Genomic DNA, 13045 nt, shown 5'->3' on the forward strand with positions numbered 1-13045 from the left:
GGTGTCAGCAGCGGCGCGGGCGGCGCGCCACGGATGGCTGACTTCGGGCCAGGGTTCGCTACGATCCACTTTCGGAAAGCGATGCGTCGCTCCGAGCCAACCCGCACAGGAGGCACCGATGAAGCGAGAGCTCGACCGCACGCCCGTCCCGCTCGCCGTCGTCGCCGCCGACGCCGGGGTCTCCGTCCCGACCGTGTCCAAGGTCCTCAACGCCCGCCACGACGTCTCCGCCACCACCAGGGACCGCGTGGCGGGCGTGCTGCGTCGGCATGGCTACGAGATCCGCACCGTCGCGACCAAGCCGACGGGCCTGCTCGACGTGCGGATCGTCGACTTCGAGGGCACCTGGTCCGAGGCCGTGGTCCGCGGAGCGGTCGCGGGCGCGCGGCGGCTCGGCCTCGACGTCGTCCTGTCGGTCGAGCCGGACCCGGACGACTGCAGCGCCTGGGTGCGCCACGCGCTACGCCGCGGCACGGACGGGCTGGTGAGCGTGGTCGCCGTGCCCGACGACGCGGCGCGGGAGCTGCTCCACGACTCCGGGGTGCCGCTCGTGGTCGTCGACCCGCGCCAGCGCCCCCCGGAGGGCATGCTCAGCGTCGGCGCGGCGAACTTCCAGGGCGGCCTCGAGGCGACCGCGCACCTGCTGACGCTCGGCCATCGCCGCATCGCGACCATCACCGGCGCGCTGGAGCAGGACAACGCGATCGCCCGGCTCGCCGGCTACCGCGCGGCGATGATCCAGGCGGACGTCCCCGTGGACGACGACCTCGTCCACGTCAGTACCTACGGCGTCACGGCCGGGTACGAGGCCGCCCGCCAGCTCCTCGCCCTGGACGACCCGCCGACCGCGATCTTCGCGAGCAGCGACGACACCGCCCTCGGCGCGCTCCGCGCGCTGCGCGAGGCAGGGCTCTCCGTGCCGCGCGACGTGTCGCTCGTCGGCTTCGACGACCTCCCGGTCGCGCCGTGGACCGACCCGCCCCTGACGACCGTCCGCCAGCCGCTCGCCGAGATGGGCGCGTCGGCCGTCGAGCTCGTCCACCGGGCGCGCACCGCGAGCGGGCACACGCTGCGCACCGAGCTCGCCACGAGCCTCGTGGTCCGCGACTCGACCGCCCCGCCCCGCTGAGCGGTCTTCACCGCACGCGGGGCGGGCGCGGCGGGTCCACCCCCCGTGCCGGCCAACCAGGACGAGCGCCGGGTCAGCCGCAGGTGCGTGCCGCGAACGGCGCGGTCACCTCCTCGGTGACCGGTGCGCCGTCGACCACGGCGGAGAGCACGACGGTGGCCGTCCCGGCGGGGACGGTGCCCGCCCCGGTGCCCGCCCGGACCGCGAAGGCCTGGTAGGCGGAGCGGCCCGGCTCGACACCGGCGACCGACCGGGCCCCGTAGGGCGTGCGCAGCTCGACGTCCGTCGGGACCTCGCCCGTGCTGGTCACCCGGACGGCGACGTACGCGCGTCCTGCCACGCAGCGCGGCTCGGCCGTGACGTCCGCCGCGACGGCAGGCGTGAGGTCCGCCGTCGCGGAGAAGGTCTCCGCCGCCATCAGCGGGCGCAGCCGGGACTCCAGGGTCTCGTCGACGAAATAGCCCTTGAGCACGTCCTCGTCGAGCGCGTTGCTGATCGCCGCGACGATCATGGACTGGTCCAGCGACAGGTAGCGCTCGGCGACGGTCCCGGACCGGACGGCGACCGCGTCGTAGAAGCCGCCGGGGCCGTACGCGTCGAGGTCGGTGGCGAGGTTCTCGAGGTTCTCCAGGACGGCGTCCGGGTCGTACGGCAGGCCGAGGAACGACGCGTGCGGCGTGACGACACCGTCACCGAACTCGGGCGTCGGGTTGGTCGCCTCCCGGCACCCCTCGTAGCCGTGGTCGATGACGGTGACCCCGTCGGAGAGGTAGCCGTCGGAACGGAGGCCGATCGAGTCCACCCCGTACTCCGCGTACCCACCGAAGGGGTTGCTCGCGGGCGAGAAGCCCCAGTACCCGTACCCCGCCTCGTCGAGACCGTGCTCCTTGTGCGCCCGCACGAACAGCGGGTGGTTGACGCCCCAGGACGTCGGGCCCCACTCTGCCTCGGGCACGAGGAGGTCCGGCATGAGGGCCTCGAACATCGAGCCGCCCCAGCCCGGCACGACGGCGAAGTCCCGATACGGGTAGGCACCCTGGAAGACCTCGATGCCGAGGTAGGTCTCCGTCTGACCGACCGGCTTCTGCTTCTGCCACGACCAGTCGCAGGAATCCGGGAACGTGCGGTAGCTCGCGTAGTACGCCTCCGGGGGGATCTCGCCGTCGGCGATGCCGAGATAGGTCGCGATGCGAGTCTCGGAGACCGTCGTGTCGTAGTGGTGGCACGTGTAGAAGACGTCCGTCCCGGCTCCGAGGTAGTCGCCCGCGACCGAGCATCCGGGCGGTTCGACGTCCCAGAACCCGCCGCGCAGGAGGCCGGCGCCGACGCCGGGTCGTGCGTCCGGGTTGTAGAACGCCCCGAAGTGCATGGTGTCGTAGAGGGCGTCGGCCTCGCTCGCGAGCCGCGGCTCGGCCGCCGCGACGATGCGCAGGGCCGCGGCGAGCCAGCCGTTGTCCACCGAGCTGAGGAACTGGTGGACCGTGTCGCCGCTGTCCGGCCAGGTCAGGACGCGGTCACCGGTCGCCGGGTCGTACCAGTTGTAGAACATGCCGGACGGCTCGTGCCGGTCCAGGCCCTCGACCGACTCGAGGGTGCGCGACAGGCTCTCGTACGCCGCGGCGTCGTCGAGCAGCCCCGCCTCGCGCGCGGCGACGGTCGACCAGAGCCACCCGCCGATGTTCGTCGGCGACGTGTACGCGCTGCGTGCACCGGGGTCGAGGTCACCCTCGATGTTGTCCGCCGGCAGACCGGTGTCCTCGTCCGTCATGGCGACGAGCGAGGCGTACGTGTCCACGAGGTAGCGCTCGAGGGTCTCCCGCTGCGCAGGGTCGAGCGGGGACGTCGTGTCCGCGGCGATCACCGCACCGGGGTGCTCGCCGCTGCGGGGGGCGACCGCGACGGCGGACGTGACGCCGACGGTCGCGGCGAGGACACCGGCGGTGACCATCGAGCGCCGGAACCTCCGCGCTCGTCGTGGTCCGGGGATCGTTCGTGTCTCCATCAGGCACTCCTTCGTGTCGTCCTCGGACAGCACCGAAATTTCGACGCGCGCTTCCGAAATGGCGCCACGAGGGTAGGCGGTGGACCCGGGGGCGTCAACGGTGCGCACCCGAGAATGGCCGCCGCTTGGCATTCATACCCACGAGGGGTATGTTCGAACCAGTACCCACCCGGGGTATGTGGTCCCCGCGCCGCACCCGGGGGACGAGGAGCAGACGATGACCGAGACCCACGAACCGACGGCAGCACCCGAGCAGTCCCCGGACGCCGCACCCGACCACCCCCCGCACACCGGGCCGCACGGGTACGCCTCCGACAAGGACGCCTACCTCAAGCGGATGCGCCGCATCGAGGGGCAGGTGCGCGGGATCGCGCGCATGATCGACGAGGACGTGTACTGCATCGACATCCTCACGCAGGTCTCGGCGGTCACCAAGGCGCTGCAGGCTGTCAGCATCGGCCTCGTCGAGGACCACCTCGGCCACTGCGTGGTCGACGCCGCACGCTCCTCGGAGGCCGAGGGCGCCGAGAAGGTCCGTGAGGCGGCCGACGCGATCGCACGGCTCGTCCGCAGCTGACCCTCCCCACCACAGCGCCACCCGGCGTCACCCGAGAACCCGGCAGGCCCGACGCCGTCGGGCACCACCCCCGAACGAGGAGCACCATGAGCACCGTCACCACCCTGGGCGTCACCGGCATGACCTGCAGCAACTGCGTCGCGCACGTGACCAGCGACCTGCAGGAGGTCGAGGGCGTCGAGAAGGTCAGCGTCGAGCTGCGCGTCGGCGAGGCGTCCGAGGTCACTGTCTTCTCCGACGAGCCCCTCGACGAGGCAGCCCTGCGCGAGGCCGTCGCCGAGGCGGGCTACGAGGTCACCGCCGTCGAGGTCCAGCAGGACGCGCTCGCCGCGCAGTACGCCGAGCAGGCCGAGGAGCGGCAGAAGGCGCACGACTGCGCCTGCGGCTGCGGGTCCCAGCCGGGCGAGTCCGCGACCCCTGCCCGCAAGACCTACGACCTCCAGGTCCCGCCCGCCTGACCTGCCGCCCGAACCGCCCGCCGGACCACCGGACCTCCACCACCCAGGAGTCGCAGTGAGCACCACCCACCCGATCGCGCCCCCACCACCCCTCGCCGAGATCGACCTGGCGGTGGAGGGCATGACGTGCGCGTCGTGCGTCGCGCGGGTCGAGAAGCGGCTCAACCGTGTCGAGGGCGTCACCGCGACGGTCAACCTGCCGCTGGAGTCGGCGCACGTCGTGCTCACCACGCCGGTGGACGACGCCGCGCTCGTCGCCGCGGTCGAGAAGGCGGGCTACGTCGCGCACGTGACCGCGCGCCGGTCGGCGGACGCGCCCGCGGACCTCGACTCCGAGGACCCCACCTCCGAGGGCACCGCGTCCGACGGCCCGGAGTACGACACCTCCGCGCCGGACGACGCACGCGGGACGGACCTGCGCCGCCGTCTGCTCGTGGCCTCCGTGCTCACGGCGCCCGTCGTCGCGCTGTCGATGGTCCCGGCGCTGCAGTTCGACGGGTGGCAGTGGGTCGTCACAGCGCTGTCGCTGCCGGTCGTGACGTGGGCGGCGTGGCCGTTCCACACCGCGGCGGCGCGGGCCGCGCGGCACGGCGCGTCGACCATGGACACCCTCGTCTCGCTCGGCGTCATCGCGGCGACGGCCTGGTCCCTGTGGGCGCTGCTCCTCGGCGGCGCGGGCGAGATCGGCATGCGGATGCAGCCGGTCCTCATCCCGTCCCGGGACCACGGCGCCGGGGGCGGCATGCCGGAGCTCTACCTCGAGGTCGCGACGGTCGTCACGACGTTCCTCCTCGCCGGCCGCTACGCGGAGCACCGCTCGCGACGGCGGGCCGGGGACGCGCTGCGCTCGCTGCTGCAGCTCGGCGCGAAGGACGCCGAGCGGGTCGCGCTCGGCCCGGACGGCTCACCGCGTGTCGGGCCCGACGGCGCACGGGTCACCGAGCGTGTCCCCGTCTCCGCGCTGCGGGTGGGCGACGTGTTCACCGTCCGCCCGGGCGAGAAGGTCGCGACGGACGGCGTGGTCGTCGAGGGGTCGAGCGCGCTCGACACGTCGCTGCTCACGGGTGAGCCCGTGCCGGTCGACGTCTCGCCGGGCGACGACGTGACGGGCGCGACCGTGAACTCCTCGGGCCACCTGCTGGTGCGCGCCACACGCGTGGGTGAGGAGACGACGCTCGCCCAGATCGGCCGCCTCGTGAGCCGCGCGCAGACGGGCAAGGCGCCGGTACAGCGGCTCGCGGACCGCATCTCGGCCGTGTTCGTGCCGATCGTCCTCGTCCTCGCGCTCGCGACCCTCGGCGGGTGGCTGCTCGCGGGCGGCGGCACGCAGCTCGCCTTCACCGCGGCGGTCGCGGTGCTCATCATCGCCTGCCCCTGCGCGCTAGGGCTCGCGACCCCGACGGCGCTGCTCGTCGGCACCGGCCGCGGCGCGCAGCTCGGGGTGCTCATCAAGGGCCCCGAGATCCTCGAGTCGACCCGCCGCGTCGACACCGTGGTCCTCGACAAGACGGGCACCGTGACCGAGGGCGCGATGCGGCTCGAGGCCGTGGTCACGCCCGACGGCACGGGCGAGGACGAGGCGCTGCGCCACGCCGGCGCCGTCGAGGCGATGAGCGAGCACCCCATCGCCCGGGCGATCGCCGCGGCGGCAGCCGACGCCGCGCAGCAGAACGGCGCGGCACCGCAGACCGGTGCCGACGGTGTGGTGATCGGCTCGCTGCAGGCGTTCGACTTCGCGAGCACCCCCGGCGGTGGTGTCGAGGCCGTGGTGCGGACCGCGCACGCGGGCCTGTCCCCCGCCTCCGGTGCGTCGCTCAACGCCCGCCGGGTCCTCGTCGGGCAGCCGACGTGGCTCGCCGCGGCGGGCCACGACCTCCCGCCCACCCTGGCCGACGCCTTCGCAGCGGCCGAGGAGACCGGGGCGAGCGCCGTCGTCGTCGGCTGGGACGGTGCCGCGCGGGCAGTCCTCGTGCTGCGCGACCCGGTGAAGGCCACGTCCGCCGAGGCCGTGTCCGAGCTGAGGGCCCTCGGCCTGCGGCCCTACCTCCTCACCGGTGACGGCGAGGGCGCGGCGCGGGTCGCGGCGCGCGCCGTCGGCATCGCCGAGGACGACGTCGTCGCGCGGGTCCTGCCGCACGAGAAGGTCGACGTCGTGGCGCGGCTGCGCGCCGAGGGCCGTGTCGTGGCCATGGTCGGGGACGGCGTGAACGACGCCGCGGCCCTCGCCACGGCGGACCTCGGCCTCGCGATGGGGACGGGCACCGACGTCGCGATCGAGGCGAGCGACCTCACGCTCGTGCGGGGCGACCTGCGCAGCGCCGCGACGGCGATCCGGCTCTCGCGCCGGACGCTGCGCATCATCAAGCAGAACCTCTTCTGGGCGTTCGCCTACAACGTCGCCGCGATCCCCCTCGCCGCGGCGGGGCTGCTCAACCCGATGATCGCCGGCGCCGCGATGGCCGCGAGCTCCGTCCTCGTCGTCGGCAACTCGCTCCGCCTGCGCCGCACAACCTGACCACGCCCTTCCTCGCCGCCGAACACGAGCCTGCTGCCGTTATCACCGGGATAACGGCAGCAGGCTCGTGTTCGGCGGGGCGGGTCAGCGGAAGCGGCGGCCCTCGTCGCGGCGGTACGCGCCGACCGCCAGGGCGGCGAACAGCGCCGTCCAGCCGATGAGCACCGGCCAGGCCATGCCGTACGCCGGCTCGCCCGTCAGCGCCTGGACGAGCAGGTCGCGCCCGGCGCGTGTCGGCGTGAGCTCAGAGATGGTGTTGAGCCAGTCCGGGAACATCATCGGCGGGAGGAACAGGCCGCCCGCGAACGCCAGCGGGAAGAGGATGACCTGGACCACCGGGAGCGCGGCCTTCGCGGTCAGGGAGTACCCGATCCCGATGCCGAGGAGCACGAACGGCACCGACACCACGAGCACGGTCCCGACGCCGGCGAGGAGCTCCGACCAGGAGACCGTCGCCTCGGTGAACAGCCAGGCGATACCGATGAGCGGCACGAGCCCGAACAGCGAGAAGATCCCACCGTTGAGGATGCGCGCGATCATCCGCGGCGCGGGACCGGCGGGCAGGGACCGCAGGAACGGGTCGAACGGGAGCTGCCGGTCCTCGGCGACCCCGAGCCCGTAGGTGAAGAGGCTGGCCGAGCAGATCGCGAAAAGACCGAGGGACGCCACGGCCATGGTCGCCGCGACGGGGTTGCCCCCTACCTCCTCCTGCGGCACGACGAAGAAGAACATCGCGAGCGCCGGGAACAGCAGGTTGCCGAGCACCGCGATCGGCACCCGCACGGTCTCGAGGAACTGGTACTTCAGGTGCAGCCACGTCAGGGCGACAGGACCGGGCGTTCGCAGGTGCACGCTCGGTGCGGTGGTCGTGGTCATCGGAGGGCTCCTTGCGGGTCGGCGTCGCGCGCGACCATCTGTTCGAAAGCCTCCTCGAGCGACGCGCCCCGGATCTCGAGGTCGTGGAACGGCAGGCCGGACGTGACGAGGTCGCGCACGAGTGCGTCCGCGTCCGGGGTGAAGAGCTCGTAGCGGTCCCCGCGGCTCTCCCGCTCGCGCTCGAACCGGACGACGCCCGCCAGCGACTCCCCCAGGGGTGCGCTGCTGCGCACGACGACGCGGCGCAGCGCCACTCGCTGGAGGACGTCGTCGAGCCGGTCGTCGGCCCGGACCACACCCTGGTCGATGACGACGACCCGCTCGGCGAGCGCCTGCACCTCTTCGAGGTAGTGGCTGGTGAGCAGCACCGTGCCGCCGGCAGCGTGGTACTCGCGGATCGCCGCCCACAGCGACTGGCGTGCACCGACGTCGAGGCCGGTCGTCGGTTCGTCGAGCAGGACGACCCGCGGGCGGCCCACGAGCGCGAGCGCGACGGCGAGGCGCCGCTTCTGCCCGCCGGACATCGCGCCGGTCTGGCGGCCGGCGAGGTCGGCGAGCCCGAACTGCTCGAGCAGCTCGCCGGTGGGCACGGGGTCGGGGTAGTGGCCGCCGACGAAGTCGACGACCTCCCGGACCTTGAGCGTGGCGGGCAGGCCCGTCTCCTGCGGGGTGAGACCCAGGCTGGTGCGGCTGCGCGCGTCACGCGGGTTGCCGCCGAAGAGCCGCACCGTGCCGGTGTCCGGGGTGCGCTGCCCGCTGACGAGCGAGAGCAGCGTCGACTTGCCGGCGCCGTTGGGCCCCAGCATCCCGACGAGCTCACCGCCCCCGATGGTGAGGGTCACGTCGTCGAGCGCGACGACCTTCCCGAAGCGTCGGGTGACGCCCGTGACCTCGACGACGGGCGTGTCCTGGTCGGTCATGCTCCTGCTCCTCTCAACAGCTGCGCGAGGGACTCGGTGTACTCCTCGAACGCGCGCCGCCCTCGGGGCGTGAGTCCGATGTAGGTGACCGGCGTGCGGCCCTCGTGGGTCTTCGTGACGGCGACGTACCCGGCGTCCTCGAGCTTGCGCAGGTGCGTCGAGAGGTTGCCGGCGGTCATGTCGAGCAGCTTCCGCAGTCGCGGGAAGGCGAGCTCGTCACCCGTAGGCAGGACGGCGAGGGTCGCGACGACCCGCAGGCGCGCCTGCGCGTGGATGACGGGATCGAGCGTGCCGTCGGTCATCGGTGGCCTCCGGAGGGGGTCATCGGTCGATCGCCCGCCGCGCCCGGACCCTGAGCACGTGCTCGACGGCCATCAGGACGAGGAACCCGCCGCCGCCGAGGGCACCCATGACGAGGTAGGTCGTCGGGAGGCCGGCGAACGTCGCGACGGCGGCGACGCACAGGATCCACGCGCCGAGGACGTACAGGCGCTTGGTCCTCCACAGCGCACCGCCGCTGAGGTAGATGAGTCCCACGACGAGGCTGGCGAGCGCGTTGCTCGCGAGTCCCATGAGCTCGCCGTCGGCGCCGGCCCGCGCGAGCCCGGCGAGCACGGCACCCATCGCGCCGAACCCGAGGAACCAGGACCACCCGTACATCGCGCCCGTGAGCGCGCTCGCGCCCCGGATGCCGCGACAGCGCACCATGACGTGCACGAGCGTCACGACGAGCGCACCGATGAGCAGAGAGCCGTAGACGGCGAACGCCCAGCCCGCCGGCTCGTTCTCCCCCAGCTCCGGGCCGCGCGGGCCGATGTCGCCACGAGCACTGCCGAACAGCAGCAGGTAGCCGACGAACCACGCCACGCCCCACACGCCGTACAGCAGACGACCGTCGACCTCGAGCGACTGGGCCCGCTCCTGCTGCGCCTGGATGAGCCGCATGCTCGCGGCAGGGTCCAGCGGGGCGTCCTCGGCGTCGTCGGGGGGGCTGAGCGGGGTCGCCATGAGATCTCCGTGAGCTCGGCATGCGGTGTGGAAGGGCCAACTGGTTTGTAGTGCAAACTTGTTGGCGATTCTGCCAGGCTCGGACGGGTCGGGCAAGAGCCCCGCCCGCCGGAGGTCCCGCCGAGGCGCGCCTCGCGGCGGCGGGGCTCAGGGAGAAGTGGTGCTCAGGACGAGGTCGTGCCCGACGACGTCCCGGACGACTCGCCGGACGCCGCGCCCGACCCACCGGACGTGCCCGAGCCACCGCTCGACGAGCCCCCGGGCGCCGAGGTGCTCGGATCGGTGGGAGCCGGCGTCGGCTCCGTCGGGACGGGCTCCGGCTCGACCGGGTCGGTCGGGTCGGTCGGGTCGGTCGGCTCGGTCGGATCGGGGGTGGGCTCGACGGGGTCGGTCGGGTCCGCCGGCCCGGGGTCCGTGGGCTCGGCAGGGTCGGTCGTCTCCCCGGGCCGCGTCGACCCGCCGCCCTCGGTGCCCGCGCCGCCGGTGCCGGTGCCCGTCTCCGGGTCGGTCCCGCTGCCACCGGTGCCGTCCGTCCCGTCCTGCGTCCCGGTGCCCCCACCAGTACCCTCCGAGGTCTCGGCCGGCTGCTCGCGGGTGATGACCCGCACGACCGACGTGCCCGACCCCTCCTCCCCACGGACCAGGTCGCTGATCGAGCGGCCCATGACGACCTCGACCACCGTCACGGCGGTGAGGATCGCCAGGAACAGCCCGACCGTCGTCGCGACGAGCGCCCGACGGGACAGCGGGAACCGGAACCACCGCGACCGGGGGTCGTCCGCAGCGCCCTCGTCGTCCCCACCCTCGTCGTCCGGCTCGGACCGAGGAGCGTCCACCGTCGCGTCGGCCTCGTCCTCGGCCGGGTCGGCCTCGTCCGCGCCGGAGGCCGGGTCGACGACCGGGATCTCGCCGGTGACGGCGAGGCCGGGGAGCGGGCGCGTGGCACTCTCAGTGGCGGTATCAGTGCCGGTATCAGTGCCGGTGCCGGTGCCGGACGACACGGTCGTGAGGACCGCGGTGGTCACCGCCGCGGAGTCCCGCGCGGCGGCGGTCCGCGCCGAGCGGGCCACGGGTCGCACGACGACGGTGCGCAACGCCCCCTGCATCTGTCGACGCGTGCGCAGGATCGAGCGCGTGTAGAGGTGGTTCGCGAGGATCGTCAGGACGCTCGCGACGGCGGCGCCGATGATCGTGCCGGCGACACCGAGGTACGACAGGGCGAACGTCGTGCTCACCGCGGCCAGCGCGCTCGCAGAGACCTGCGTCACGGAGATCTTCGGGACCTCGGGCGCGGGCGGATCCTCGGCCGCGCCGACCGGCAGCTCACGGGTCGCGGGGTCGTTCCCGGGGCGCGGGGCGCCCGAGCCGCCGGCATCGGAACCGGCGGGACGAGAAGGGGACGAGGACGGGCGGGTGGAAAGGAGGGTGGGATGCGGTGGAGTCACGATACGACCACGCTAACGAACCTGTTGGCAGACCCCTCGGACGGGTGTGGACTGTTCCCCGGGGGTTGTGTGAAGACCTCCGTCACGAGCCCACCGCGCGGTGCTATAACCGGAGGGTGCCGACGCCATCCGAGACCTCACCCACCCGGTCGGAGCGTCGCCGCATCGGCGCCGAGATCTGGATCGTCCTCGGGCTCAGCCTCGGGCAGTCGGCGCTGTACGCGATCGTCAACATCGTCGCCCGCCTCACCGCCGACACCGCGTTGCGCGACCAGTCGGCGAGCCTCAACGTCAGCCGGTCCGAGCGTCCGTACCTCGACCTCACCTACCAGCTGCTGGGCATCGCGTTCGCCCTGGTCCCGGTCGCGCTCGCGCTCTACCTGCTCTCGGCGCGGGGCCGCTCGGCGGTGCGCGCGATCGGGCTCGACGGCGCCCGGCCGCTGCGGGACACCGGCTGGGGGTTCGCTCTCGCCGCGGCGATCGGCATCCCGGGCCTGGCGTTCTACGCCCTCGGGCGCGCGGTCGGGATCACGGTCGAGGTGCAGGCCTCCGCGCTGGGCGCGGAGTGGTGGACCGTCCCGGTGCTCCTCCTCGCGGCGCTCAAGAACGGCCTGCTCGAGGAGGTCGTCGCCGTCGGCTACCTCTTCGAGCGCACCCGTGACCTCGGGTGGAACCGTCTGAAGTTCATCGTCGCGAGCTCGCTGCTGCGCGGCTCCTACCACCTGTACCAGGGCATCGGGCCGTTCATCGGCAACGTCGTCATGGGTGTCGTGTTCTCGTGGTGGTACACGTCCCGCTGGGGCAAGCACCGCGTGATGCCGCTGGTGATCGCCCACACGCTGCTCGACGTCGTCGCGTTCGTCGGGTACGCGCTCGTCCCGCCCGAGTGGCGGGCTGCGCTCGGGATCGTCTGAGCGACGGCTCCTCAGCGAGAGCCGTCGCCCTCGCCACCGGGCGGCGTCCCGCCGTCGTCAGTGTCCCGTGTGCCGGCAGACGCCCCGTCCACCGGCGTCGTTCCGGTCCGGCGCGGGATCCTGCCCGACGACGCGGCGGGGCCGGAGGGCCCGTCAGGCCCGGTCCACCCGGCAGGACCGGTCGGCTCAGTGGCCCCGGTCGACGCAGCGGCCCCGGTGTGCTCGGAGGGCTCGGCGGGCGCGACAGGTCCGGCAGGGACGGCAGGGACGTCGGGCCCGCCGGGCTTCGCCGCGACGGCACCCTCGGGGGTCGCGGGGACCGGACCGGAGGCGTGCGCCGGGCGGACGGAGGGTGCGCTGGCGCTCGCGCCGAGGACGGACCCGCCCGTGACGACGACGCCGGCGGCCTGGGCCTGGCCGCGCAGGTCGGCGAGCTCGCGTGCGACCGACCGCACCGCGAAGCCCGACACGATGTGCACGGCACCGGACACGAACGCGTAGAGACCGAAGACGATGACGACGAGCGTCAGCACGTCCACCGCGTCGAGCGGCCGGGTCACGAGCAGCAGCCCGAACAGCGTCGACACGATGCCGAAGGTGAGCATCCATGCCCAGCCGAGGTCACGGTTGCGCAGGAGCCCGGCCGCGCCGACGATCGAGACGATGCCGAGCACGAGCACCCACACGACGAGCACGTAGTACAGCGCCGTCACGGACAGCTCGGGCCAGAACACGACGGCCGCACCGAAGACGATGTTGACGACGGCCTGGGCCAGCCACCACGTCCACCCCACCTGCTGGCGGTGCGCGAGCCCCTGCACCGCGACGAGCACGCCGTCCGCGACGAGGAACGCCCCGAACACCAGGCGCAGGATCTCGAGGGACTCCAGCGGCTCGATCATGAGCAGCAGGCCCAGCACGATGAGCAGCACACCCCGGATGACCGGCAGCCACCACACGTTGCGGAACGCGTTCGGCAGCTCGGGTGCCGTCGCCGCGTCGGCGCCGCCCTCGGCCGCGCGATTCTTCCTCCTGGCCATGGCCAACCACCTGTCCGTGTGCGTCGTCGGAAGTGCATCGTCGGAAGTGCGTCGTCGAAGACGCGGCGATCTCGCTCATCGTAGGTCGACGTCCGTCACTGTGGCCCGCGACACCACGGCGAAGCGGTCAAATCACCCGGGGCCTGCGGCCAAATGCCGAG

Annotated in this window: 12 protein-coding genes; 5 read left to right on the forward strand and 7 right to left on the reverse strand. The window is 73.4% G+C overall.

Annotated elements, in window-relative coordinates:
• Nucleotides 1-118: 118 nt before the first annotated feature.
• Nucleotides 119-1129, forward strand: coding sequence for a LacI family DNA-binding transcriptional regulator (locus tag OHL10_RS13265; RefSeq protein WP_265522700.1), 1011 nt, complete (start codon nucleotides 119-121; stop codon nucleotides 1127-1129).
• 73 nt (nucleotides 1130-1202) lie between these two features.
• Here the strand turns inward: OHL10_RS13265 and OHL10_RS13270 are convergent, their stop codons facing one another.
• Nucleotides 1203-3131, reverse strand: coding sequence for a glucoamylase family protein (locus OHL10_RS13270; protein ID WP_265522701.1), 1929 nt, complete (start codon nucleotides 3129-3131; stop codon nucleotides 1203-1205).
• A 217-nt stretch (nucleotides 3132-3348) separates the two neighbouring features.
• Here OHL10_RS13270 and OHL10_RS13275 point away from each other — a divergent pair, with 217 nt between their 5' ends.
• The 3 genes from OHL10_RS13275 (at nucleotide 3349) to OHL10_RS13285 (ending at nucleotide 6681) form a co-directional block, all read left to right on the forward strand.
• The gene (locus OHL10_RS13275; RefSeq protein ID WP_265522702.1) at nucleotides 3349-3708 is read left to right on the forward strand and encodes a metal-sensitive transcriptional regulator; all 360 of its coding nucleotides are present in this window, start codon (nucleotides 3349-3351) and stop codon (nucleotides 3706-3708) included.
• An 86-nt stretch (nucleotides 3709-3794) separates the two neighbouring features.
• On the forward strand, nucleotides 3795-4166 hold the full coding sequence (locus OHL10_RS13280; RefSeq protein ID WP_265522703.1) for a heavy-metal-associated domain-containing protein: 372 nt from the start codon (nucleotides 3795-3797) through the stop codon (nucleotides 4164-4166).
• Between the two features lie 55 nt (nucleotides 4167-4221).
• Entirely contained in the window at nucleotides 4222-6681 is a 2460-nt protein-coding gene (locus OHL10_RS13285; RefSeq protein ID WP_265522704.1) for a heavy metal translocating P-type ATPase, read from the forward strand.
• Between the two features lie 84 nt (nucleotides 6682-6765).
• Here OHL10_RS13285 and OHL10_RS13290 read toward each other — a convergent pair whose 3' ends face one another.
• From OHL10_RS13290 to OHL10_RS13310, 5 genes are all read right to left on the reverse strand, one after another.
• Nucleotides 6766-7557, reverse strand: coding sequence for an ABC transporter permease (locus OHL10_RS13290; RefSeq protein ID WP_265522705.1), 792 nt, complete (start codon nucleotides 7555-7557; stop codon nucleotides 6766-6768).
• The gene (locus OHL10_RS13295; protein ID WP_265522706.1) at nucleotides 7554-8477 is read right to left on the reverse strand and encodes an ABC transporter ATP-binding protein; all 924 of its coding nucleotides are present in this window, start codon (nucleotides 8475-8477) and stop codon (nucleotides 7554-7556) included. Before OHL10_RS13295 ends, OHL10_RS13290 begins: the two co-directional genes overlap by 4 nt.
• Nucleotides 8474-8779: a transcriptional regulator gene (locus OHL10_RS13300; RefSeq protein WP_265522707.1), complete on the reverse strand. Its 306-nt coding sequence runs from the start codon at nucleotides 8777-8779 to the stop codon at nucleotides 8474-8476. The genes OHL10_RS13295 and OHL10_RS13300 overlap by 4 nt, the downstream gene beginning before the upstream one ends.
• A 19-nt stretch (nucleotides 8780-8798) precedes the next feature.
• Nucleotides 8799-9485 (reverse strand): hypothetical protein, encoded by a 687-nt coding sequence (locus OHL10_RS13305; protein ID WP_265522708.1) that lies wholly within the window; start codon nucleotides 9483-9485, stop codon nucleotides 8799-8801.
• Between the two features lie 164 nt (nucleotides 9486-9649).
• Nucleotides 9650-10930 carry a hypothetical protein gene (locus tag OHL10_RS13310; protein ID WP_265522709.1) on the reverse strand — a complete coding sequence of 427 codons (1281 nt, stop codon included), beginning with the start codon at nucleotides 10928-10930 and terminating at the stop codon, nucleotides 9650-9652.
• A gap of 116 nt (nucleotides 10931-11046) precedes the next feature.
• Between OHL10_RS13310 and OHL10_RS13315 the strand changes: the two genes are divergently transcribed.
• A complete protein-coding gene (locus OHL10_RS13315; RefSeq protein ID WP_265522710.1) occupies nucleotides 11047-11844 on the forward strand; it encodes a CPBP family intramembrane glutamic endopeptidase in 798 nt (265 codons plus the stop codon).
• A gap of 11 nt (nucleotides 11845-11855) precedes the next feature.
• Here OHL10_RS13315 and OHL10_RS13320 read toward each other — a convergent pair whose 3' ends face one another.
• A complete protein-coding gene (locus OHL10_RS13320; protein WP_265522711.1) occupies nucleotides 11856-12884 on the reverse strand; it encodes an HdeD family acid-resistance protein in 1029 nt (342 codons plus the stop codon).
• Between the last annotated feature and the right edge of the window lie 161 nt (nucleotides 12885-13045).

It is taken from the genome of Oerskovia flava, assembly GCF_026163685.1.
In the GTDB taxonomy this organism is placed as follows: Bacteria; Actinomycetota; Actinomycetes; order Actinomycetales; family Cellulomonadaceae; genus Oerskovia_A; species Oerskovia_A flava.

Coding starts and splice junctions, on each gene's coding strand:
- OHL10_RS13320 (WP_265522711.1), bottom strand. CDS start 12,884: ATGGCCAGGAGGAAGAATCGCGCGGCCGAGGGCGGCGCCGACGCGGCG.
- OHL10_RS13305 (WP_265522708.1), bottom strand. CDS start 9,485: ATGGCGACCCCGCTCAGCCCCCCCGACGACGCCGAGGACGCCCCGCTG.
- OHL10_RS13300 (WP_265522707.1), bottom strand. CDS start 8,779: ATGACCGACGGCACGCTCGATCCCGTCATCCACGCGCAGGCGCGCCTG.
- OHL10_RS13295 (WP_265522706.1), bottom strand. CDS start 8,477: ATGACCGACCAGGACACGCCCGTCGTCGAGGTCACGGGCGTCACCCGA.
- OHL10_RS13265 (WP_265522700.1), top strand. CDS start 119: ATGAAGCGAGAGCTCGACCGCACGCCCGTCCCGCTCGCCGTCGTCGCC.
- OHL10_RS13275 (WP_265522702.1), top strand. CDS start 3,349: ATGACCGAGACCCACGAACCGACGGCAGCACCCGAGCAGTCCCCGGAC.
- OHL10_RS13280 (WP_265522703.1), top strand. CDS start 3,795: ATGAGCACCGTCACCACCCTGGGCGTCACCGGCATGACCTGCAGCAAC.
- OHL10_RS13270 (WP_265522701.1), bottom strand. CDS start 3,131: ATGGAGACACGAACGATCCCCGGACCACGACGAGCGCGGAGGTTCCGG.
- OHL10_RS13290 (WP_265522705.1), bottom strand. CDS start 7,557: ATGACCACGACCACCGCACCGAGCGTGCACCTGCGAACGCCCGGTCCT.